General features: G+C 49.1%; 21 protein-coding genes and 1 riboswitch. Of the genes, 5 read left to right on the plus strand and 16 right to left on the minus strand.

The window, feature by feature from the left end; genetic code table 11:
• Position 1: 1 nt before the first annotated feature.
• From ACXX53_RS03320 to cobD, 7 genes are all read right to left on the minus strand, one after another.
• Positions 2-787, minus strand: a complete 786-nt coding sequence (locus tag ACXX53_RS03320) for an ABC transporter ATP-binding protein (RefSeq protein WP_458567169.1) — start codon at positions 785-787, stop codon at positions 2-4.
• Entirely contained in the window at positions 787-1866 is a 1080-nt protein-coding gene (locus tag ACXX53_RS03325) for a FecCD family ABC transporter permease (RefSeq protein WP_458567170.1), read from the minus strand. Before ACXX53_RS03325 ends, ACXX53_RS03320 begins: the two co-directional genes overlap by 1 nt.
• A 16-nt stretch (positions 1867-1882) precedes the next feature.
• Positions 1883-2893, minus strand: coding sequence for an ABC transporter substrate-binding protein (locus ACXX53_RS03330; RefSeq protein ID WP_458567171.1), 1011 nt, complete (start codon positions 2891-2893; stop codon positions 1883-1885).
• A 248-nt stretch (positions 2894-3141) separates the two neighbouring features.
• Positions 3142-3351, minus strand: a riboswitch (cobalamin riboswitch).
• Positions 3352-3464: 113 nt separating this feature from the next.
• Positions 3465-4121 (minus strand): histidine phosphatase family protein, encoded by a 657-nt coding sequence (locus tag ACXX53_RS03335; protein ID WP_458567172.1) that lies wholly within the window; start codon positions 4119-4121, stop codon positions 3465-3467.
• Positions 4118-5089: an adenosylcobinamide-phosphate synthase CbiB gene (gene cbiB / locus ACXX53_RS03340; RefSeq protein ID WP_458567173.1), complete on the minus strand. Its 972-nt coding sequence runs from the start codon at positions 5087-5089 to the stop codon at positions 4118-4120. Before cbiB ends, ACXX53_RS03335 begins: the two co-directional genes overlap by 4 nt.
• On the minus strand, positions 5086-5925 hold the full coding sequence (locus ACXX53_RS03345; RefSeq protein ID WP_458567174.1) for an adenosylcobinamide amidohydrolase: 840 nt from the start codon (positions 5923-5925) through the stop codon (positions 5086-5088). The genes cbiB and ACXX53_RS03345 overlap by 4 nt, the downstream gene beginning before the upstream one ends.
• Positions 5926-5981: 56 nt before the next feature.
• Complete coding sequence (gene cobD / locus ACXX53_RS03350) at positions 5982-7088, minus strand: threonine-phosphate decarboxylase CobD (protein ID WP_458567175.1); 1107 nt, start codon at positions 7086-7088, stop codon at positions 5982-5984.
• Positions 7089-7294: 206 nt separating this feature from the next.
• Here cobD and ACXX53_RS03355 point away from each other — a divergent pair, with 206 nt between their 5' ends.
• From ACXX53_RS03355 to ACXX53_RS03370, 4 genes are all read left to right on the plus strand, one after another.
• Complete coding sequence (locus ACXX53_RS03355; RefSeq protein WP_458567176.1) at positions 7295-7759, plus strand: phosphatase; 465 nt, start codon at positions 7295-7297, stop codon at positions 7757-7759.
• Positions 7760-7930: 171 nt separating this feature from the next.
• Positions 7931-8935 carry a lipoate--protein ligase gene (locus tag ACXX53_RS03360; RefSeq protein ID WP_458567177.1) on the plus strand — a complete coding sequence of 335 codons (1005 nt, stop codon included), beginning with the start codon at positions 7931-7933 and terminating at the stop codon, positions 8933-8935.
• A gap of 210 nt (positions 8936-9145) precedes the next feature.
• Positions 9146-10063 carry a DMT family transporter gene (locus ACXX53_RS03365; protein ID WP_458567178.1) on the plus strand — a complete coding sequence of 306 codons (918 nt, stop codon included), beginning with the start codon at positions 9146-9148 and terminating at the stop codon, positions 10061-10063.
• 25 nt (positions 10064-10088) lie between these two features.
• Complete coding sequence (locus ACXX53_RS03370; RefSeq protein WP_458567179.1) at positions 10089-10898, plus strand: Cof-type HAD-IIB family hydrolase; 810 nt, start codon at positions 10089-10091, stop codon at positions 10896-10898.
• A 115-nt stretch (positions 10899-11013) separates the two neighbouring features.
• Here ACXX53_RS03370 and mraY read toward each other — a convergent pair whose 3' ends face one another.
• The gene (gene mraY, locus ACXX53_RS03375) at positions 11014-11967 is read right to left on the minus strand and encodes a phospho-N-acetylmuramoyl-pentapeptide-transferase (RefSeq protein WP_458567180.1); all 954 of its coding nucleotides are present in this window, start codon (positions 11965-11967) and stop codon (positions 11014-11016) included.
• A 182-nt stretch (positions 11968-12149) separates the two neighbouring features.
• On the minus strand, positions 12150-12986 hold the full coding sequence (locus ACXX53_RS03380; protein WP_458567181.1) for an MBL fold metallo-hydrolase: 837 nt from the start codon (positions 12984-12986) through the stop codon (positions 12150-12152).
• Positions 12987-13206: 220 nt separating this feature from the next.
• On the opposite strand from ACXX53_RS03380, the gene ACXX53_RS03385 reads away from it, so the two are divergent.
• A complete protein-coding gene (locus ACXX53_RS03385; RefSeq protein ID WP_458567182.1) occupies positions 13207-13944 on the plus strand; it encodes a glycerophosphodiester phosphodiesterase in 738 nt (245 codons plus the stop codon).
• A gap of 1350 nt (positions 13945-15294) precedes the next feature.
• Here ACXX53_RS03385 and ACXX53_RS03390 read toward each other — a convergent pair.
• The 7 genes from ACXX53_RS03390 to ACXX53_RS03420 form a co-directional block, all read right to left on the minus strand.
• A complete protein-coding gene (locus ACXX53_RS03390; RefSeq protein ID WP_458567183.1) occupies positions 15295-16362 on the minus strand; it encodes a sulfate ABC transporter substrate-binding protein in 1068 nt (355 codons plus the stop codon).
• A 54-nt stretch (positions 16363-16416) separates the two neighbouring features.
• Positions 16417-17481 (minus strand): sulfate/molybdate ABC transporter ATP-binding protein, encoded by a 1065-nt coding sequence (locus ACXX53_RS03395; protein ID WP_458567184.1) that lies wholly within the window; start codon positions 17479-17481, stop codon positions 16417-16419.
• Complete coding sequence (locus ACXX53_RS03400; protein ID WP_458567185.1) at positions 17471-18316, minus strand: sulfate ABC transporter permease; 846 nt, start codon at positions 18314-18316, stop codon at positions 17471-17473. Before ACXX53_RS03400 ends, ACXX53_RS03395 begins: the two co-directional genes overlap by 11 nt.
• Entirely contained in the window at positions 18313-19128 is an 816-nt protein-coding gene (gene cysT / locus ACXX53_RS03405; protein ID WP_458567186.1) for a sulfate ABC transporter permease subunit CysT, read from the minus strand. Before cysT ends, ACXX53_RS03400 begins: the two co-directional genes overlap by 4 nt.
• Before the next feature lie 405 nt (positions 19129-19533).
• Positions 19534-20139 (minus strand): TetR/AcrR family transcriptional regulator, encoded by a 606-nt coding sequence (locus ACXX53_RS03410; protein ID WP_458567187.1) that lies wholly within the window; start codon positions 20137-20139, stop codon positions 19534-19536.
• A gap of 14 nt (positions 20140-20153) precedes the next feature.
• Complete coding sequence (locus ACXX53_RS03415) at positions 20154-20786, minus strand: YigZ family protein (RefSeq protein WP_458567667.1); 633 nt, start codon at positions 20784-20786, stop codon at positions 20154-20156.
• 129 nt (positions 20787-20915) lie between these two features.
• Entirely contained in the window at positions 20916-22271 is a 1356-nt protein-coding gene (locus ACXX53_RS03420; RefSeq protein WP_458567188.1) for a glucose-6-phosphate isomerase, read from the minus strand.
• Positions 22272-22297: the final 26 nt, after the last annotated feature.

The following is a 22297-nucleotide window of genomic DNA, read 5'->3' on the forward strand; positions in this document are numbered from 1 at the left end:
TTCATTTCCGATGCCCCATTAATACTTGCGGACGGCCGCTTTCCGGATGAGGAACAATAACGGTATCAGTCTGAAAAATGCGGCTGATCAGTTGAGGCGTCATGATCTCCTCAGGCGTTCCATCTCCAATAATAGCTCCTTCATTCATTACAATAATTCGATCACAGTACAAGGATGCTAGATTCAAATCATGCAGCACGGACACGATCGTCAGCCCGCATTTTTGTTGCCATTCACGCATTACGTCCATGAATTGCACTTGATAGTGAATGTCAAGATAGGTTGTCGGTTCATCCAGCAGCACGAGGCTTGGCGACTGAGCCATAAGCTTGCCCAATGCTGCGCGCTGCCGCTGCCCTCCGCTTAACTGATTCAACTGTCGATCCGCGATATCCGACAGCTGCAGCTGTTCCATAATCTGATCTACAAACGGACCGCTATCCTCACGTTCACTGCCAAACCAAGACTGGTAAGGAAAACGCCCCATCTCTACGATATCTCTTACTGTAAAATGAACTTCTGGCAGCACCTCCTGCTGGTGAACGGCCATTAATCGCGATAGCTGCTTGCGGCTATAATCTTGTATCGAGGTACCATTAAACTTAATGCTGCCGCGCTTAACTGACTCCGCACGAGAAAGGAGGGATAGAAGAGTAGACTTGCCGCTGCCATTGGGACCGATGATCCCGATCCACTCTCCCAGATGAACTTGAAGGGATATATCATGGAGCACAGCTTGATTGCCATAAGCATGAAATACTCCATTTACATCCAATACGATCGCCATTACAATTTCCCTCCTCGTTTCAGCCTCTTGTTGCGAATTAATAGATAGGCAAAGAACGGCGCTCCTACAAACGCTGTAACGACCCCAAGCGGAATCTCTGTCGGTGCAAGCAAGGAACGCGCAATCGTATCCGCCCACATGACATATAACGCGCCGCCAATCGCTGACATAGGCATCAGCAATCTATAATCAGGTCCAACTACTAATCTAAGCATATGCGGGACAACCAATCCTACAAAGCCAATGACTCCTGACACAGACACCGCTCCCGCTGTGAGAAAGGTCGCTGTAAGCAATACAATCCACTTCGTTCGTTCCACATGAAGGCCCAGATGCGCGGCCTGACGTTCACCTAGAGCCAACAGGTTCAAAGGGCGCACGTAAGCCAGCAAAATGATAAAGCTGATAAGGAAGAACGGCGCGATTACCGCGACATAACTCCATCCTCGCAGCGCGAGGCTCCCCATCGTCCAAAATAAAATCTCATTTACCGTTTGCTCAGACATCGCCACTAAAAATGACACGATCGCACCGAGAAATGCCTGCATGACGACACCGGACAAGATAAGGGTCTCAATCGGCAATTTCCCGTTCGTTCTGGCCATCCGAAGCACAACCAGCAAGGTCAACATCCCAGTCACGAAGGCAACCACAGGAATGGACCATTGGCCGAGCAGGCTATATTGCAGTCCGAAGTAAATGAGCATAGCCGCGCCGACAGATGCACCCGAGGATACACCCAGTGTATACGGGTCTGCCAGCGGATTGCGCAGAACACCTTGAAAGGCGGTTCCTGCAACTCCTAACGAAGCTCCAACGAGCATTGCCAATACGACACGCGGGAATCGCACATTCATCATGATCTGAGCGGAAGCATCATCCCAACTAACGGGAATGAGATCTCCTACGAAAGGAATATGATGCAGCAGAATCAACGCAATCTCGCGAAATGGCATTTTTACTGACCCGATAGCTAGACAACCAATAACGGACAAGAGGAGGAGCGTAATGCCCGCTCCCCCTGCCATGATGCTGTTTCGCCGCAAGCGGCGCGATGTTGTTGTGCTGTTGGGTGTCATCGTTACCACATCCAATCTATTTTACGAGATCCGGGTAGATCGCTTTCGCAACTTCCTTCAAGCCGTCAGCCAAGCGCGGTCCCGGACGACTAATAATATTCGTATCAATGCCAACCACTTGCTTGTCTTGAATAGCCTTGATGTTGGCCCAACCACTGCGGTTAGTAATGATCTCCTCAAGCGGCTTCTTGGAATCAAAATCAACCATACCGTCAGCGTACAGAATGACGTCAGGATTGCCTTTGATCACATTTTCCTCGTTCAGCTGAATCCAACCTGGTTCACTTGCTGCCACATTTACGCCGCCAGCAATTTCAATCACTTCGTTCATGAATTCGCCTGAACCGACCGTCCAGCCCGGAGCAAACTCAATGTATACTTTCTTCTTCTCCTTAACATCCTTTACTGCTGTTTGAACTTCGTCCCGCACCTGCTTCATATGGTCGACAACAGCCTTGGCTTGTTCTTGATGGTCTGTAATCAAGCCATACTGTTCAATGCAGGCGATCACATCATTGTAAGTCTTAGGTTCTACCTTGAAGATCTTGATGCCAAGGTCACGGAACTTTTTAACCGCTTCCTCACTCATGGATACACCTGTAAATACGATATCCGGCTTAGCCGCAATAATGGCCTCTTCGTTAGGCTTCGTAATGTCGCCCATCTTCGGCTTAGTCAGCGCCGCTTCCGGGTAGTCATCATAATCGGATACGCCAACGATTTCGGTATCCAGGCCAATCGCAAATAAGGATTCTGTCTCGGCAGGCGATACGGACACGATTCGCTCAGGCGCTTTCTCAAATATGAACTCTTCACCTGTAGCGTCCTTCACCGTCAATGGGTAAGTTGTCTTCAGAGCGTCAGGAGTTTTTTGTTCCTGCTGCGGTTGTTGCGTTGTCTCTTGTTTGCCGCTTGTTTCATTCGGAGCTTTCCCTTCCGTTGCTCCGCACGCTGCCAATGTCACGGCCAGCACGAGTGTCATCAGCACGCCTAGCGAGCGGTTCCACCATGTCTTCACGTCGTTCATCCTCCCCTTCTATAGTCCATATTCTGCTGCGCATGGCAAGCTACGGACCAACGTATCCGGTTCGATAAGATTGTGTACTCAACGTTCTCCATATAAACATGAAAAGATCCCTGCCTCGCGCTAGGCGAAACAGGGATCATCGTCATCCAATGGATTGCCGGTGCGTCAATGACTGATTCTCTCAACTGAGCAAGAGAGTTCCATGGCGCAAGAGCGGCTGGTTGACGTATTCCTTTCCGCGAAGGATACTTGTCGTCTCGATTCAGGCAGGTCTCCTGACTAACGGGATGCTGCTATGCGCTCGCCTTCCCATCTCAGCTTAGGAGACAGTGGCACAAGAGCGCATCACCCGATTCACAGTGGCGGGACCGTGCCGGATTTACACCGGCTTCCCTTTTCACTTTCTTCCGACAGCATGAAGCTTGCCGAACAGAAAGACCTGAATACGTATATATACGATTGTCCGTACTTGATATGAACTAAGGTATGATTATAGGCTATATAAATCTCCTTAGCAAGTATATCTTGTAAAATGTTTGGCTGCAGGACATGGGCGAGCCGCTCACAGCGATTAGCGCGTGAGCGGTTCGGTGCGCAAGAAGCGATAGCGCTTGCCCTGCCGCTGAGCGACGATGACGAAGCCGCCTCCCGTAGGGGCGGGCACGTCCCAGAATGACGCCGCCGGCCATGCCAAGCTGTGCAGGCGGCGAACGACCCCGCCGTGCGTCACGATGAGCACGGCGATCGGCGGCCGCGCGCGGCGACCCTGGCGTGGTCGCGGCGCGTGGTGGAGGCGGGCGCGCTCCAGTATGGCGCGCCAAGCCTCCTCGGTCCTGGCTGCGAATTGCTGCCAGGACTCGCCGCCTGGCGGGATGACGGCTGTCATGTCATCCAGCCAGGCGCAGTATTGGGCGTCCGCCTGCAGGTCCGCATAGGTGAGGCCCTCCCAGCGGCCGAAATCCAGCTCGCGCAGGCGGGCGTCCACCACCGCGCGCGGCGGTGCGGTGCGCGGCGAGACGCGCTCGAGCGTCGCAATGCAGCGGCGCATATCGCTCGCGAACGCGAGCGGGCGCTCTGCGGCAAGGCGCCGCCGCGCGGGGGCGAGCGCTGCCCGCGCCTCCGGCAGCAGCGCCGCGTCGGTGCGGCTCACGTAGCGCCGCTCCGCGTTCTCGCGCGTCACGCCGTGGCGCAGCACCGCGATGCGCACCACTTGCGCGCGCCGGCTCACAGCAGCCACCCGCCGCGCGCAAGCAGCACGGCGAGGCCCGCTGCCGCGAACAGCAGCGACGAGCCGCGCAGCAGTCGGCATGCCGCAGGGATATGGCGTGCCGCTAGCGTCTCAACGGGCTCACCCATATAGGCGCGCAGACTGCGTACGCCTTTGTACACATTGTAGCCCCCGAGACGCACATGCAGCGCGCCCGCTGTCGCTGCTTCCGGCCAGCCGCTGTTCGGGCTTGGATGCTTTCCTGCATCGCGCAGCGCCATGCGCAGCGCGCCCTTGGCATCCCCTGCCCGGAACAACCAAGCGGCTAGCGCTATAAGTACCGCTGTCAGCCGTGCGGGAATCCAGTTCGCGATATCATCCAGGCGCGCCGAGGCATAGCCGAGGTTCTGGTACTTCTCATTCTTGTACCCTACCATCGAATCGAGTGTATTGACCGCGCGGTAAGCCATCGCGAGCGGCGCGCCGCCGATCAGCGCATAAAATAGCGGCGAGATCACCGCATCAACAATATTCTCCGCCACTGTCTCTACTGTGGCCCGCACTACCTCCGGCTCGTCCAGCTCCGCTGTATCACGACCGACGATCATCCCAACTTCACGGCGAGCGCCTTCCATATCGCCTTCCGCAAGCCGGCGGTATACCGCCATGCCCGCATCCTGAAGGCCCTTAACTGCTATCGTCGTGCCGATCAGCAAAGCTTCGACACCCCACGCGAGCCACGGATGCACAGCATGAAGCCCCCACAGCGCCAGCCACGTCAGTCCAAAAGCACCGCCCGCTATAACTAGCGGCAGCAGCGCACCCAGTGGCTTGAGCGCGGATTCGCTTGGCGCAATGCGCCGCACCAAGCGCTCCATCCCCGTGATCCCCCGTCCCATCAGGATGACGGGGTGCGGGATCCACCTAGGATCGCCGACGATACGGTCCCATACATATGCGGCTATCCAGATCCAAGCAGCGCTGTTCATCGTTCACCACCGCTGCCTTCATTACCTGGCTTCCGCTCCTCCGCCCGCGGAAACAGCTCTGCATCCTCTTCGAACTGAGTGGCTGCCGCTTCCTTCACCGTTCTATATACGAGCATGCCGAGCGCATTCCCTAACGTCGTCGCTACGCCTGCATACTGATGCTCCGACGTATATCTGCCGCAGTTATGTACCGCTATCGCAATCGCATCCGTCGTCGTTCCTGTCGCAGACAGCCCTGTCTCTCGGTCTAGGATGCCGAGATCCTGCAGAGCGGCTGTCTTCGCCTCCGTAATCGTGATCAGCGCGTTGAATATCGCGCTCTCATGCACTAGCCCATCCAGCACGATCATAATGTTAATCGTGCCTGGCGTGTGCTGCTTCCCCCCGCTTTGCTGCTGATGTTCTCGTCCATGTACCTGGTCCTGCGGAGTTACATAAGCAGAATACGTCTCCCGCTCCACTCCAGCGCGCGCAGCATTAGACGTTCCTGCAGATGCACAGCATAAGATTGAGAATTGATCACCTTCAAGTTCATCGACAGACATATGCGTTACTTTAGCTGCGGTTATCAGCCCAACAGTTTCGTTCGGCACGTACCCCCACTGCTCACACCGGTTTTGCATATGCTGCACGGGATCACTGCAATCGAAAAAGCGATCCACCATATAATTGACGATTCTCGTACCAGTGGAATGACCTCCGCGATATACCGCGCTGCTGTATATCTTTACCTTCTCTGTCCATTCAACGGATGCATGGGAATCACGCCATACCACACGCACGCCTGGCAAATGCTCTGCATCATAACATTTCGTTCCGTTCCGATAAGGCTGCACTCCTCTTCCCCCTTAAATGCATTTTGAGCAAGTTTCTTCGGCTATTCTTCTGTAGACTAGCCTTCCATCTCGAACACCTGTCGCATCGTACGGATCAGCTGCGCATTAGCTGCTCGATCTTTTACCGCTAAGCGAAAATGCCCTTCCGACAAGCCATTGTACATCGCACAGCTGCGGATCAGCACTCCACGCTGTCCAAGAGCAGTCTGAAGAGAGCCGGCTGTCCACGGTGCCGACACTTTACATAATAAATAATTCACCTCGCTCGGCCACACCCGCAGTCCGAGCTGCTTCAGCTGCCTGCTCAGCCATTGGCGTTCTGAAGCGATAAGTTCGCGCGTATGCTGTTCGTATGCCGTTAGTTCAGCATCGTCATCGAACATGGCTTCACCCGCCGCTAGAGCTAAACCGTTAACACTCCAAGCCACTTGCTTGCCCGTCATCGCCTTAATCCGATCAGGACCAGCGATCGCATAACCGAGGCGAAGGCCGGGAATAGCATAGAATTTAGTCAAGGAACGAAATACAACCAGATTCGAAAACTTCGTCACCATGGAGAGTACAGATCGTTCCTCACCATCAGCAAGAAAATCAATAAAGGCCTCATCCACTGCCAGCACCGTTCCACAACGCTCAGCTGCTTCAACTGTCCGCTGCACTGTATTAGCATCATACAAGACACCCGTAGGATTATTCGGATGGCCGATAAAGCACAGATCCACTTCCGCCATAAGCCCTTCCAATTGCTCAGCCGACACACGGTAATCGTCGTTGGGATTCCCTACCAAGGATATGACCTCGGCGCCATATTGACGCGACAAGCCTGCATACTCGGAGAAACAAGGCTCTACAATACCTACTTTCGCAGGTCGCACTGCTAGCAGCAGCAGTGCCATACATTCCGCCGCTCCGTTTCCGATCAAGAGAGAAGCAGCGTCCACTCCAAGTCGAGCCGCTAATTTCTGCTTTAAATCGCGATGCCCAGGGTCAGGATAGCGTATGATCCACTTGATCGCTTCGTTCATTACACGGAGCACTTGCGAAGGAGGACCAAGCGGATTAATATTTGCGCTGTAATCGAGGAACCGCTCCTCTCTTCCGCCGTATGCCGACGCAGCGCTCCATATATCGCCGCCATGCCCATAGCGTTCCAAATCATTCATACTGCTGTCCACCTCTTCTTCGCTTCACGTTATATGTCACCGTTATTCTAAGCTGAACCTGGCTCGATTTCAACGAAATGCCGAAAAACATTGGTCAATTACACACTGTATCCGTCCTGACGGTTCATGTATAATGAGCGTTAATATTTGATATGATTACTGGACTATTGATCGGATTGTGTCCGATTGTGCAAGGAGGGACCGCGATGTCGGTACACCAGAAAACTTCTTGGGCGTCGCTCTCGGCAGCTATAGTTGTGACGATATATTACGCGGTCGTTCTGATATTTACGTTTAAAGGAAATCTTGGCCTTTACAGCACAGAGATGATGGCGCTGGCGCGTAACATATTTGGGATTGCCATCGTTTTTCAAGCAGTTATGTACTTTATCAATTTCGTGTCAAAGGATGAACCCGAGGATAAAGAGATTGCCCGCGATGTTTCCATGCGCGCGAATAAAACAGCCCTCACCTTTCTAGTCTTCATGGTAGCCAGCTGCGCTTTCTATCTCATTTACGTGTCAGACACTCAGACACCGCTTCTGAACCCGCTTATTAGCGCACATTTGTTGGTCAGTATATTGCTCGCTGCCTGGATCGTAAAGCATATTGCGGAGTTAGTCGTTTACCATCGTTCTTATTCCATGACGAGAATTGACAAGTATTCTTAACAGCCTTTCATGTAAGCGATTACTTTATAGTTTTCCAGCAATTAACAGCACAGCAAGTTCAGAGGCTCCCCTCTGGCTGCTGTGTTTTTTCATATCCTGCTTGATGACATCCTTTTCCTTTTGGGCGCAAATCGTTTACAATAAAGAGACTGCATATAGGGAGGTTCAACTATGAAATTTATAGATAATCAAGGGATTACGGATCCGCGAATCAATCTCGCGATTGAAGAGTTCGTATTGAAGCATCTGCCGATGGATGAAGATAGCTATTTGCTGTTTTATATAAACGAGCCATCCATTATTATTGGACGTAATCAGAACACGATCGAGGAGATCAATGCCGATTATGTGAAAGACCAAAACATTCATATCGTTCGACGCTTGTCCGGCGGAGGCGCTGTCTATCATGACCTCGGCAACCTGAATTTCAGCTTCTTGACGAAGGATGACGGCGAATCGTTCCATAACTTCCGCAAATTCACGCAACCTGTTATCGATACACTTCAAGGCATGGGTGTTAATGCGGAATTGACGGGACGCAATGATATTCAGGTCGGCGAGCAGAAAATATCCGGCAACGCTCAATTCTCCACCCGCGGCCGCATGTTCAGTCATGGTACATTGCTGTTCGATTCTAAAATGGACAATGTCGCATCTGCGCTCAAAGTGAAACAGATGAAGATTGAATCGAAGAGCACTAAGTCCGTACGCGCGCGCGTAGCTAATATTGCTGAGTTCCTCAGTGAACCGATGACGATTGAGCAGTTCCGCGCAACCATTCTGCGTCATGTATTCGGTATGGAGCCTGATCAAGTGCCGCAGTACAAGCTGACCGAGCAGGATTGGGAGAAGATCCATGCAATCTCCGAAGAAAGATACCAGAATTGGGATTGGAACTACGGGCATTCACCAAAGTTCAACGTTCAGAACGCCAAGAAGTTCCCTGCTGGCATCGTAGATATTCGATTGGATGTAAAGGACGGCCGCATTGAAGGCGCTAAAATATTCGGCGATTTCTTCGGTATCGGAGAAATAAGCGATGTTGAAGCGAAGCTTGCAGGAGTTCGCTACAATGAGCAAGCGCTGCAGGAAGCACTGGCTGAGATTGATGTTAAACATTATCTTGGCAATATCGATCGCGAAGATTTCGTACAACTGCTCCTTCTACAAATCTAAACCGCGTTACTCAAGGCTCTATTCCACTTCTGGCTTGCCAAGGTTGGACTAGAGCTTTTTAATACTCTTTTTCACATGCTCATGAAGCTGCTTTTCTTTACTTCATGACTGTAGTGTCCAACTTTTCCTTGTCACCTTCCTCGCTTGTCCGATACAATATTATGAATAGTATGAATTTGTAAGTTTATTGATAAGGGAGTCAACATCATCATGAAACGTTCGTGGATTGCCGACCTCTGCTTATTGTTCATCGCCTTAATCTGGGGGTCTACTTTCATCGTAGTACAAGCTGCAGTACAGATCCTGCCGCCTCTTTCCTTCAACGCTGTCCGCTTTCTTGGTGCGGCGTGCTTATTCATTCTTTTCATATTGATCTCAGATCGCAGCCTTAAGCGATTTAAGAACCGAAGGCTGCTGCTGCACGGCAGCATTCTAGGTGTCATACTGTTTGGAGGCTATGCCTTCCAGACAATCGGACTGCTGCACACAACAACGACCAATACCGGCTTTATTACTGGTTTATCTGTCGTTCTCGTACCCTTCTTCACGATGTTGATGAAGCGAAGCAAGCTTGCTATTCAAACCTGGACCGCTGCTGCCATTGCCTTATTCGGTTTATATCTGCTAACATTCAATGGAGCAAACATGTCTTGGAATAAAGGGGACATGCTTGTATTCCTTTGCTCCATCTGCTTCGCCCTGCAGATTGCCGTAACTGATAGATTCGCCAGCCTGCACGACACGCTAACGCTCGTAACGGTCCAGCTTGGTACCGTTGGCATACTCGCAACGATCGGCGCGCTTCTCTTCGAACCGCTACAGTCGCCTAGCGCCTTACTGCAATCCATGTCTGAACCACTTGTCTTAGGCGCTTTGCTCGTATCGATCGGATTGTCCACAGCATTTGCTTTTCTGGCGCAAACGTGGGCACAGCAATATACCTCTCCATCCAGAGTGGCGATCATTTATGCCATGGAACCTGTATTTGCTGCGATTACAGGAGTAACTTTTGCCAATGAGCAGCTCGGAGCGTATGCTCTGGCTGGTTGCGCGTTAATCTTTGTCAGTATGGTCACTGCAGAATTGAAATGGAAGCCAAGTAAGGTACAATTAGATACAGAGAGATAAAGATACGCATAAGGAGAGAATCGATATGAATTACAAATTAATCGCAATTGACGTAGATGATACGTTGATCACAGATGAAAAAGTAGTAACAGAAGGAACAAAACGAGCTTTGGAGCAGGCAATAGCACAAGGCACACACGTTACGCTCGCTACTGGACGCATGTATGCCTCTGCCCGCAAGATCGCAATGCAAACAGGCTTGAATGTCCCGCTTATTACTTACCAAGGCTCCTTGATCAAAAATATTATGGACGGCGAAGTATTATACGAGTGCGCCGTACCGGATTCAGCTGCTCGCAAGCTGCTGCAGTACTGCGAGGAGATCGGATTGCACCTGCAGTTGTACATTAACGACGAGCTGTATGCCCGCGAGGACAATGAGCAGCTTCAAGGATATGTCGGGCTTAACAACATCCCGTACAAGATTGAGCCTGACTTAGACAAACTGCTAGCTACACCGTCTACGAAGATGCTAATGATTGATACGCCGGAGCGTTTGGATGAGCTGACACCAGCGATTCGTGAGCTGCTTGGACCAGAGGTCCATATTACGAAGTCGAAGCCGCATTTCCTCGAGGTAACTCATCGTGACGGAACCAAGGGTAACGCACTTCGCTTCTTAGCTAAGCACTTTGGCTGCTCCCTGGAGGAAACGATCGGTATCGGTGATTCCTGGAACGACCATGATCTGATCGAGACAGCTGGTCTTGGTGTTGCTATGGCTAATGCCGTACCATCCCTGAAGGAGACTGCAGATTATGTTACGCTCTCCAACAATGAAGAAGGCGTACGTCATGTAATTGAGAAGTTCGTATTGCAATCGAACCCATCCTAATAGCGCATCAACTATCCGCAACTATAACAATAAGCCTGAACAGCTGGACGGGAAAGTCCAATGTTCAGGCTTATTTATTGTGATAGCTGCAATTCGCTGTACCCTAGCTTCCATTTTATTGGAACATATACCAGATCAAATAACTCAGCAGCACACACACCCAAGAAATAAATCCAAAGATGACAACGATCTTATTCTCACTCCACCCATACTTCAAGCTAAAGTGAAAATGAATCGGCGCCATGCGGAATATGCGCAGCTTCGTCCGCTTGTAATACCAAACCTGTAAGATGACCGACAACTGTTCGGCAAAATAAACGAGGAACAATATTGGTATGAGCAGCTCTACCTTTTCAATTACCGCAAGAAAGGACAGAGACCCTCCGATAGCAAGTGAACCTGTATCCCCCATGAAGGCTCTGGCAGGATGAATATTGTAGATGAACAATCCGAGCAGGCATGCAATCATCACCAACGAGAAGATCTTTACCTCGTTATGGTCAGAGATAAGGAAGAAGAACAAATAAGTAGGTATCGCAACATTGATCAGGAGACCGTCCAAGCCGTCTGTAAAATTAATCGCGTTAGCTGAACCTACGATAAACAGCATCATGATCACGACATATAAAAAGATCGGCAGCTCCATCACCAATGTCTGGCCTATCATAATCTCGGATGTGATTCCGAACTGCGTCATCAATATGTATAAGAGCACGGCTGTGAAGCTGAATTGAAACAGGAGCTTCATTTTCCCTGAGATGCCAGAAGGATCTTGAAACACCGCCTTCTTCACATCATCCATAAAGCCGATTGCGCTAAATAAGATAAAGGTAGCTGCTATAAACAACATAAGCGGCTGCGGATGAGTGATGACAGAAGTGATAACTCCAACGAGCAAAATAATTCCCGCCATCAAAGGAGTTCCGCGTTTTGCCTGATGATCAGGCGGAAGCTCGACACGAATCGGCTGCGTCAGCTTCAGCGTCCGAAGTCCCCATATGAGAAGCGGCATTAACGCTGCAACGAGCAGGAAAGAAAGACTAGATACTCCGAATATAACTGAATTCATCACATATTCTCCCCAGTGAATAATGATTTACCATATGTTATGTTCTAATCGGTCATCTTATTAAGTATTTTTCCATTTTTTAATGCATCGATATTTCTGTACATATACTGATTCGCAGCAAGTCATGCATTTCCTTCATAGTTTGAACATTTTTTTGCAGCGTTACTTCCAGCGTACATGAATCAGACCTCGATAGTTAAGCCTGCATATGACAATTGCACGCTATCTGGCAGCAAGTAAGGATCTCGAATATCCACCCCATGTGACATATGGGTAAATACAGTCCTCACAGGCTGTACCTCTTGAATCAATGCTAATCCTTCCATCATGTCATAAACCGATCGAGTTTCATATGGGTATGGCTCATGATAGAAACTGGTGCCCAGGATCAATACATCGAGTCTCTTGAAATGTTCCAATTCGTCCGCGCCCAAACCGATCGCATCTGACGCATATAACCAACTAAATGAATGACTTCCCTCGGAAGTTCGGACAGGCTCCGGTCGTTCCAATCGGTACGCATAAGAATATCCGTTCTTGCCGTGATTGACCCGAATCGGTGTTATCAACCATTCATCCCACTGCCATTTGTCTTGGATCGAAATGAATTGGATGTGACGTTCAACCCATGGATATATGCGTTTGATCAGATCCAGCACCTCTTGCGGCGCTATAACATTCCCTCTGCACTTTGTCCATCTGCAGACGTCCGCATATGCTGGTATCCCTGCGATATGATCATGATGAGCATGAGTGATCAATATATCCGGCATGAAGCGCAGACCCGTCATTTCCATTTGCAGTGTCCAATCAGGACCGCAATCGATTAACAGCCGCTTATCACCTTTGTATAAGAGGACGGAAGAGCGCAGTCTGCGATTAACTCCTGTCGCGCGCGCTTCATTGCAGATTTCGCATTCACAATATACGCGTGGCACCCCTAATGAATCTCCTGTTCCTAAAAATGTACACCGCCAACGATCACCCGTTTCAAATAGTGAAATCGATGATAATTTCATTTTTGCCACTTCCTATTCAGTCCAACTTTTGGTACATTCTGAATGAAACATATTTCGTTTACGCATTCATCTTGTTTGTACTATAATGAGTCATAAGCGTCATGTGGACAATATCATGTTAGCATTAATCATACGCCTTATTCATCAAACAGATATAAATAATAGGGGTTAGACTCATATTAATTGATTTATTATCCTATCCGCAAAGGGGCAGGTACATATGGAGTTCAATACCCAATCCAACAATGTTGAAATTGTTGCACATCGCGGCTATGCCGCACTCTTTCCTGAGAACACGATGGTAGCGTTCCGGCGTGCGCTGGAGCTTGGGGCTGATTCGATTGAATTGGACATTCACTACTCAAAAGAGGGTATTCCTGTCGTTATTCACGATGATACGCTTGATCGTACGACAAACATGACAGGAAGCATCCGCAAGCTGTCGCTTCAAGATATTCGACAGGCTGATGCGGGAATCAAGTTCAATCCTGAGTTTGCCGGCAGCCAAGTCCCGCTTCTTGAAGAAGCGTTGGACCTATGTTCCGGGCGAGCAGGCTTGCAGCTCGAATTGAAGGAAACGATAACCGAAAGTGAAGGCCGGGCTCTGCTTCATCTGTTGAAGGTTCATGATATGCTCGAGCATACGATGATTATTTCCTTTATTTTTAATAATCTGACGTTAATGCGTGAGCTTCACCCTCACATTGAGCTGGGCTTCCTAACCGATAAGCGCGTATCTTTGGAGCCATTGCACCAATTAGGCCATGCAACCTGCTGCTTCAGCAGTTCACTCGTTATGAATCATCCCGATATGCTGGCGGAAGCAACCTCGCTTGGAATCGATCGGGCGGTATGGACTATACGCGATGAGGAGATGGCCATTAAGCTCTACAAGCTCGGCATACGTCGCTTAACCTCAGATATCCCGTTAACACAAGAAATGTTTACCTCTATCTGATCATAACACAATAAGCCAGCGGCCCCCGTGCTGCTGGCTTTCTTAATATTGATGCTCTGTTTAACAACATCGGCCCTCCCAACGAAAGCCCCTCGCTGCCAACACAATCTTGCTTATGCCAAATAACACCCGATCAACTTCTAACTCTTCTAAACTTTCTTAAGCCGCTACATAATAATACTCCCCTTCTACCGCCATCTGGCTATTATCCCAACCTCTCAGGTGCTCTCACCATTCTGAGTCGATGGGATAATGCTCGAACGCTTTCGCCTGACCACTAATCCCTTCTTCCGCCATCTCGCTACTATCCCAACCTCTCAGGTGCTCATACCATTCTGAGTCATTGGGATAATACTCAAATGCTTCGACTGACCACTACCTCTTCTACCGCCGTCTGGCTATTATCCCAACCTCTCAGGTACTCTCACCATTCTGAGTCATTGGGATAATACTCAAATGCTTCGACTGACCACTATCCCTTCTACCGCCATCTGGCTATTATCCCAACCTCTCAGGTGCTCTCACCATTCTGAGCCAATGGGATAATACTCGAATGCTTTGCCTGACCACTATCCCTTCTGCCGCCATCTGGCTATTATCCCAATCTCTCAGGTGCTCGCACCATTCTGAGTCAATGGGATAATACTCAAATGCTTCGCCTGACCACTATCCCTTCTACCGCCATTTCGGTATTATCCCAACCTCTCAGGTGCTCATACCATTCTGAGTCAATGGGATAATGCTCGAACGCTTCAACAGACCACTATCTCTTCTACCGCCATCTGGCTATTATCCCAACCTCTCAGGTACTCTCACCATTCTGAGTCAATGGGATATTGCTCGAATGCTTCGCCTGACCACTATCCCTTCTACCGCCATCTGGCTATTATCCCAACCTCTCAGGTGCTCTCACCATTCTGAGCCAATGGGATAATACTCGAATGCTTTGCCTGACCACTATCCCTTCTACCGCCATCTCGCTATTATCCCAACCTCTCAGGTACTCTCACCATTCTGAGTCATTGGGATAATACTCAAACGCTTCGCCTGGCCATTATCCCTTCTACCGTCATCTCGGTATTATCCCACCCCCTCAGGCGTTCAACCTATTCTGAGTCAATGGGATAATGCTCGAACGCTTCAACAGACCACTATCTCTTCTACCGCCATTTCGCTATTATCCCAATCTCTCCGGTGCTCGCACCATTCTGAGCCAATGGGATAGTGCTCGAATGCTCACCCCCATAATGAGTCTACGAAATAATGATCAGCAACCAAGACACATACTCAGCAAAATAAAGAAACACCGCATGCCCTCCCTCAAGGACACACGGCGCATCATCCATTCTGCTATAATCCCGCCAATACTTGATACCAGATCCCGCGCTTACTGTACAGCAGTTCGCGGACATGCTTCCAACCACCCATGTCCTCGATCGTAAATACACCTTCATCTACCGCTTTCGTCTCGATGCCAGGCAATGGAATAACAGGGCGGAATCCTGATTCATGCCACAGCTTCTGCGCTGGCTCACTGCGTAAGAATTCTACGAAGGCGGCAGCCGCTTCACGGGTCCCATGCTTATCGACGTATCGATCAACGACGACGACTGGATTCTCTATCAGAATTGTATGCTTAGGCACCACGATCTCGTAGTGCACGCCTTGCTTTTGACGCGCTATCAATTCATTTTCATACGTTATGATCGCATCTCCAACACCGTATTCGAAGGCAGCCATCGAAGCTCTGCCGCTCTTATCCATCGATATTACGCGTTGATGAACGGCTGAGAGCAGCTCTTTGGCATATGATGCGGCATCGACGCCTTTTTCCTTCGCCATGAGCAAGCCAGCGCCATAGATCGCGTTAATGTCCCACTGCGCCCCGCCAGACGTCTTGGGATTAGGGTACAGCACATCCACATGAGGCTGAGTAAGGTCGCTCCAATCTCGAATGCCATGCGGATTGCCTTCTCTCGTGCCGATAACGACGATGGAACGGGTCACCATACCTGCATACGGATCTCGCTGCTTCCAATCCGCTGGTACTAAATCAGCTGCAACCAACTTATCCACATCGCCTTCCATCGCGAACAACGCCACATCCGCTTCCATCCCTCCGGCTATTGAACGCGCCTGTGTTCCAGAAGCCTCGTACGATTGCTGGATGTTCAGAGTCTGGCCAGTCTGCGCTTGCCATTGCTGCTGAAATTCAGGGATGATTCGTTGCAGCGCATCCTTGGCTACCGAATAAGCTCCTATAACCAAGGTTTGTGTTCGGTCTGATGCCATGCCCGCAGAAGCATTCGTGTTTACAGATGCACTAGGCTGCCTTACACAGGCGTTTAGTAGAAGTACCAATAAGGCGATCATAATTAAGACTGCCCCACTCCTCCTCGATCGCAGCCATAGATTCATGCGCTCCAACTCCTTTATTTCACCTGTAAGAATGACAAGTCATTCAAATACCGGCTAAATGTATATGGGCGCAGGATCATTCTTGAGGGCATTCTCCAGCATCCAATGATCATGTTCATGGAACAAATAAATGCGATGCACAAGTACCTGAACTTGCTCACCCGGAGTTAAGGAAGGACTCTCCAGCGAACGATACGTTTTAAGACGCAGGTCACCGACCTCCACTTCGACAAGCCACTCACTGCCACGAAAATGAAGTGCCTTTACTACTCCCTGCTCACTTGCAGATGGCAATCTAAGTTCTCCGGGCTTTCCAATTTCGATATACTCCGGCCGAATCAGCGCTTTGCTGGATGTCCACACAGCCGCATTCTCAAACCCTTTGAGCAAATGAATATCTGAAACGATCGTCGACTCTCCGATAAATGATGCAACAAAAGGGGTCTCAGGGTGCTTATAAATATCCCAAGGTGTCCCTTTCTGCTCCATATACCCTTGCTGTATAATCATGATCTCATCTGCGACTTCAATCGCTTCATCCTGATCATGAGTAACGAATATCGAGGTAATGCCAACCTGCTCAATGAGCTGACGCAGCCAACTGCGCAGTTCTTGGCGAATCTTAGCGTCAATAGCCGCAAAGGGCTCATCAAGCAATAGCAGCTGCGGTTCTGGCGCTAAAGCACGCGCGAAGGCGACTCGCTGCCGCTGTCCTCCGGACAACTGATGAGGGTAGCGCTTCTCGATGTCCTTCAATCCAGTAAGCTCCAGCAGTTCCTTTACACGCGCTTTAATTCGCGCCTTTGACCATTTTTTCACTTTCAGGCCAAATGCGATATTATCGAACACCGTCATATGCTTAAACAGCGCATAATGCTGGAATACGAATCCGATGCCGCGCTCTTGAGGCGGCACCGTGTTCATCACACGCCCTTTAAACCGAATCTCTCCGCTGTCCGGCTGTTCTAGCCCAGCCAGCATGCGCAGCAGAGACGTCTTACCACCGCCACTTGGACCGAGCAGCCCTATCAGTTTGCCTGCTTCGATGTTGAAGCTCACATCCTTAACTGCTTGATAGGGTCCAAACCATTTATTCAGCTTTTGAACCTCAATGTGCATGATCAGGCCCTCCTTTTCGTCTCTTCGCCCATTCCATGACTAGAAGCAGCGAGATTGAGATGATGGCAAGCACAACAGCTAGACTGTTAGCTGCTGCTATATTAAAATTGTCCACATCCTGATAAACAAGCGTGGTCATCGTCTGTGTTTTGTTCATAATATTGCCTGATACGACAAGTACTGCGCCAAATTCACCAAGTGAACGAGCTACTGTCAGCACAATACCGTAAATAACGCCCCATTGAATAGAAGGCCAAGTTACTCTCCAAAATGTAGTCCACGAATACGCCCCCATCATATAGGCCGCTTCCTCTTGCTGAGTTCCTATTTCCTGAAGTACAGGCACTACCTCGCGAACCATCAATGGAAAGGTTACAAACAGTGTAGCTAATACCATACTCGGAAATGCATAAACGATAGGGAAGCCTGCCTCAGATAGCAGCGCTCCAAGAACCGTATGCGGCCCGAGCAGCAGCACAATCATGAAGCCGCCTATCACGGGCGATACTGCGAAAGGCAGGTCGATGATACTGTTCATCCATTTTCGAAGAAACCGACTTAGCCACCCGCCTCTAACTACCAGCAGTGCCGTACATACGCCAAATAGCGTGTTCAGTCCCGTAACCACAAGTACAACTGCGGCTGTCATCCACATGGCATGCAGCGCCTCTGTGCGAAGCAATGCATTTATGATCGTTTGGAAGCCATCTTGGAATGCTCCATAGAGCATTTGCAATAATGGGCTGACGAGAAGCAGGACAAATATAAGGTAGGTTGCCAAGATAAGGAGCTTGCCTATAGAAGAGGGTTTGCTTGGATTGGGGTCAGATGTCATGTGCGATTCCCCCAAGATTGTACGGAATGAACGAACCATAGGATGAGAAATGACATCGTCAGCAGAATTACCGAGATCGCGGCTGCCCCCTGCGGATTGCCGCTTTCAATCTCACCGAATATATATACGGAGGCTACTAAGGTCTTGCCGGGAATATTGCCAGCTATCAGCACAACCGCTCCAAATTCAGCTATAGCTCGAGAAAATGCCAGCATGCTGCCGCTCACGATGCCAGGTCTCATTTGCGGGAGCAGCACCTGCATAAAGGTACGCCATTTGGAAGCGCCTAAGGTAAGAGCTGCTTCTTCTTGAGATCTGTCTCTTTCCTCGAGAAGCGGTTGAATCGCACGTATGACAAATGGAAACGTGACGAACACCATCGCAACCACAATTGCAGGCTTATCGAATACTATTCGCCATCCAAGCTGATCTGCCCAATGGCCCACTATGCTGCTAGGTCCAAGCAGCAGCAAGATCATCAATCCGCCAACAGCCGTTGGAAGCGCAAATGGAAGATCTACTAAGCTGTTCAACAGCACACGACCTGGGAAACGATAGCGATGCAGCACCCAAGCGCATATTGTCCCTAGTACAGCATTAATAAGTGCCGCGATCACTGCCAGCTTGAAAGTTAGCCATACGGATTGCCACGCAATGGGCTCAAAAACGCTGTCCCAAAATGTAGTCCATCCCTCTGACCATGCATGAACATAGATGCCTGCAATCGGCAGGACAATCAAGATTACGATATATAGCAATAACGTGGTTCGAAACCCCCACATTGCTCCTTTATGCCGAAATATCGCATTCATCGCAGTTGTCCCCTCCTCCTCCATATATGATTATTCCAAGCAATTTACTTGGTGTTATGTTACTAGATATCTCCATTATTTGTCAATAACACAAATGTACCATTGAATATAGGCGTTAACATACATTTCAGGTGATACAATTCAAAATTCCTTATGCAACCTATTCGAAATGCTTATATTTGGTTCATATGTACAGGTACAATTGCGGAAATTTAATGTTACTGATGAACTGAACCACTTGAACGTGATCGTCGCGTAACATTAATGCCCCATTAGGTCATTCGACAGAGTTCTATCATTATCGCTTTAGCACATTAGTCCCATGACTCATTACACCTGCAGCGCTGTTCTTTACTAAAGAAAAAAGACGTCAAAAGACGCCTTTTTTTCATAACATATGGGAATTCATGCAGTCTGAGCAGCTTCATCAACTGCTTTTCGACAGAGGAAGCGAACGTGAGCGGAAGCTGCTGGCTTGACTTCTTCAAAGCTGACTTGATCCTGAATGTAATAAGAAATGAAGCCGTGCATGGCCAAGAACAGGGTGCGAGGTATGTTGTGCCGGTCTTGATCATTCGATAAATAAGTACTGAGCGATTGACGGACAATCGTTGAAAATGTCTCAAGGCATCGGCCTTGTTCAGCACGAGCATACGCTAGCAGCTCTTCATCGCGAGTCATAAACATAATCTCATAATGATGCGGGTTGTTTAACCCGTAGCTAATAAATTCAAGCATGACTTGTTCAAGCTTCGACATTCCATCGTGCTGCGATTGATGAAGCACTCGTTCAAACAGACGCCCCAGCTTGCAGAAATCTTCCTGCACAATAGCATAGAACAGCTCTGCCTTATCTTTAAAATGATAATAAAGCGAACCATGACTGTATCCTAACTGCTGACCTATACTGCGCATCGATATGGAACGATAGCCCTTCGTGACGAACAGATGCCTCGCTACCTCCAGAATGCGCTCTCGCGACAATTCCTGTTCTACGGCTTTTCTTGGCATAGCGCTTCTTCTCCTTATTCTCCTTCAATATGATATTCTGAATCTTCCTTTTGAATCACCGCTTGCCCCTGAGTCAAGTCGGTTATCCAAGCAATAAAGGCATCGCTTTCAGACACTACCGGCAAACTAACTAGCGTAACCTTGTCGGTAAATTGTGTCTCCCCCATTCGCGTACCTCTATTTCTTAGCTCATTCTCCAGCTTGCCTAACCAAGTGTAATCCACTTCGATCGTCACTTTCTGGTGAAGCACCTTCTCAATAGCGCCAGCACCTTCAATAGCGGCCACAGCCCCATCTGTGTATGCTCGGATTAACCCTCCCGCTCCGAGCATGATCCCGCCAAAATAACGCGTAACGACGATCGCGACGTTCTTCAGGCCTTGATTCTTAATCACTTCCAAGATTGGCTTTCCGGCAGTGCCGCTCGGTTCGCCGTCATCAGAGGCCTTTTGAATCTCATTTCGTTCGCCTATACAGTAAGCTGAACAATTATGAGTGGCGTTCCAATGCTTCTTCTTGATTTCTTCAATAAAAGCGATTGCGTCTTCTTCTGTTTGAACAGGCTTTGCATAACCAATAAAGCGAGATTTTTTGATGACGATTTCTTTGCTGCCGAACTCTCGCACCGTCTTATATCTTTCCAACAAGTGTTTCACCTTCCAAGATTGCCAAGAAAGCAGCTTCTCATCATAGAGAAACTGCTTCCAGCGGCAATTTGTATATCTAAGCTGTTTGATTTGCCGTCAAACTAACGTTCATAATATGAACCTAAAGCCTTATTTCGACAAACGAGATTCCAATTCTGCTTTCTCTTTCTCGTAGCCAGGCTTGCCAAGTAAAGCGAACATGTTCTTCTTGTAAGCTTCAACTCCCGGTTGGTCGAAAGGATTGACTCCGAGCAGATAGCCGCTGATACCGCAAGCTTTCTCGAAGAAGGTAACCAAGTATCCGAAGGAGTATGGTGTCATGTCTGGAATCGTCACGATCAGGTTCGGTACTTGACCGTCTGTATGTGCGAGCATAGTGCCTTGGAATGCCTTTTTGTTAACGAAATCCATCGTTTTGCCAGCCAAGAAGTTCAAGCCATCCAGATCAGCTGGATCCTCATTAATTGTAATTTGGTTCTTCACTTCTTCAACTTGAATGACCGTTTCAAACAGGTTGCGTGCGCCCTCCTGAACGAATTGGCCCATAGAGTGCAAGTCAGTTGAGAAATCAACGGAAGCTGGGTACAAGCCTTTGAAGTCTTTACCTTCACTCTCGCCGAACAACTGCTTCCACCACTCCGAAACATAGTGCAATGAAGGCTCATAGTTGACGAGAATCTCAATAGCTTTGCCTTTGCGATACAGCGCATTGCGTACTGCAGCGTATTGGTAGCTCATGTTCTCTGCTACATTCGGATTGCTGTATTCCTTAGCAGCGTCTGCAGCACCTTGCATCATGTCATCAATGTTGATGCCTGCTGTCGCAATTGGCAGCAAACCAACTGCTGTGAGAACAGAATAACGGCCGCCTACATCGTCTGGAATGATGAACGTTTCGTAGCCTTCTTCTGTTGAAAGCTTCTTAAGCGCGCCCTTCTCACGGTCTGTTGTTGCATAGATCCGTTTCTTCGCTTCTTCCTTGCCATATTTCTTCTCAAGCGCTTCCTTGAAGATACGGAATGCGATTGCCGGCTCTGTCGTCGTACCAGACTTCGAAATAACATTCACGGAGAAGTCCTTGCCTTCAATAAGCTCAAGCAGGTGAGAAACATATGTAGAACTGATGTTGTTGCCTGCGAAATAGATTTCTGGAGTCTTGCGTTTATCCTTAGGCAGCATGTTGTAGAAGGAATGTCCCAACATCTCGATTGCTGCGCGAGCGCCCAGGTAAGAACCGCCGATACCGATAACGATCAATACATCGGAGTTCGCTTGAATGTTCGCTGCCGCTTGCTTAATGCGAGCGAATTCTTCTTTATCATAGTTAGTTGGAAGGTCAATCCAACCCAAGTAATCGGAGCCTGCTCCGCTCTTATTATGTAGTTGCTCATGAGCCAATCGGATTGGCTCTGCCAAGTAGTCGATTTCATGTTGTCCAACAAAAGTCAAAGCTTTGCTATAATCGAAGTGCACTTTTTTAGTCATTGTACACCCTCCTCTGCTGAAATGAA

The organism is Paenibacillus marinisediminis (assembly GCF_054343325.1).

What these genes read in the sequence shown, in the direction of transcription:
- ACXX53_RS03320 (WP_458567169.1), bottom strand. Translation starts at nt 787, where the DNA reads ATGGCGATCGTATTGGATGTAAATGGAGTATTTCATGCTTATGGCAAT.
- ACXX53_RS03325 (WP_458567170.1), bottom strand. Translation starts at nt 1,866, where the DNA reads ATGACACCCAACAGCACAACAACATCGCGCCGCTTGCGGCGAAACAGC.
- ACXX53_RS03330 (WP_458567171.1), bottom strand. Translation starts at nt 2,893, where the DNA reads ATGAACGACGTGAAGACATGGTGGAACCGCTCGCTAGGCGTGCTGATG.
- cbiB (WP_458567173.1), bottom strand. Translation starts at nt 5,089, where the DNA reads ATGAACAGCGCTGCTTGGATCTGGATAGCCGCATATGTATGGGACCGT.
- cobD (WP_458567175.1), bottom strand. Translation starts at nt 7,088, where the DNA reads ATGAATGATTTGGAACGCTATGGGCATGGCGGCGATATATGGAGCGCT.
- ACXX53_RS03355 (WP_458567176.1), top strand. Translation starts at nt 7,295, where the DNA reads ATGTCGGTACACCAGAAAACTTCTTGGGCGTCGCTCTCGGCAGCTATA.
- ACXX53_RS03360 (WP_458567177.1), top strand. Translation starts at nt 7,931, where the DNA reads ATGAAATTTATAGATAATCAAGGGATTACGGATCCGCGAATCAATCTC.
- ACXX53_RS03365 (WP_458567178.1), top strand. Translation starts at nt 9,146, where the DNA reads ATGAAACGTTCGTGGATTGCCGACCTCTGCTTATTGTTCATCGCCTTA.
- ACXX53_RS03370 (WP_458567179.1), top strand. Translation starts at nt 10,089, where the DNA reads ATGAATTACAAATTAATCGCAATTGACGTAGATGATACGTTGATCACA.
- mraY (WP_458567180.1), bottom strand. Translation starts at nt 11,967, where the DNA reads ATGAATTCAGTTATATTCGGAGTATCTAGTCTTTCTTTCCTGCTCGTT.
- ACXX53_RS03380 (WP_458567181.1), bottom strand. Translation starts at nt 12,986, where the DNA reads ATGAAATTATCATCGATTTCACTATTTGAAACGGGTGATCGTTGGCGG.
- ACXX53_RS03385 (WP_458567182.1), top strand. Translation starts at nt 13,207, where the DNA reads ATGGAGTTCAATACCCAATCCAACAATGTTGAAATTGTTGCACATCGC.
- ACXX53_RS03390 (WP_458567183.1), bottom strand. Translation starts at nt 16,362, where the DNA reads ATGAATCTATGGCTGCGATCGAGGAGGAGTGGGGCAGTCTTAATTATG.
- ACXX53_RS03395 (WP_458567184.1), bottom strand. Translation starts at nt 17,481, where the DNA reads ATGCACATTGAGGTTCAAAAGCTGAATAAATGGTTTGGACCCTATCAA.
- ACXX53_RS03400 (WP_458567185.1), bottom strand. Translation starts at nt 18,316, where the DNA reads ATGACATCTGACCCCAATCCAAGCAAACCCTCTTCTATAGGCAAGCTC.
- cysT (WP_458567186.1), bottom strand. Translation starts at nt 19,128, where the DNA reads ATGAATGCGATATTTCGGCATAAAGGAGCAATGTGGGGGTTTCGAACC.
- ACXX53_RS03410 (WP_458567187.1), bottom strand. Translation starts at nt 20,139, where the DNA reads ATGCCAAGAAAAGCCGTAGAACAGGAATTGTCGCGAGAGCGCATTCTG.
- ACXX53_RS03420 (WP_458567188.1), bottom strand. Translation starts at nt 22,271, where the DNA reads ATGACTAAAAAAGTGCACTTCGATTATAGCAAAGCTTTGACTTTTGTT.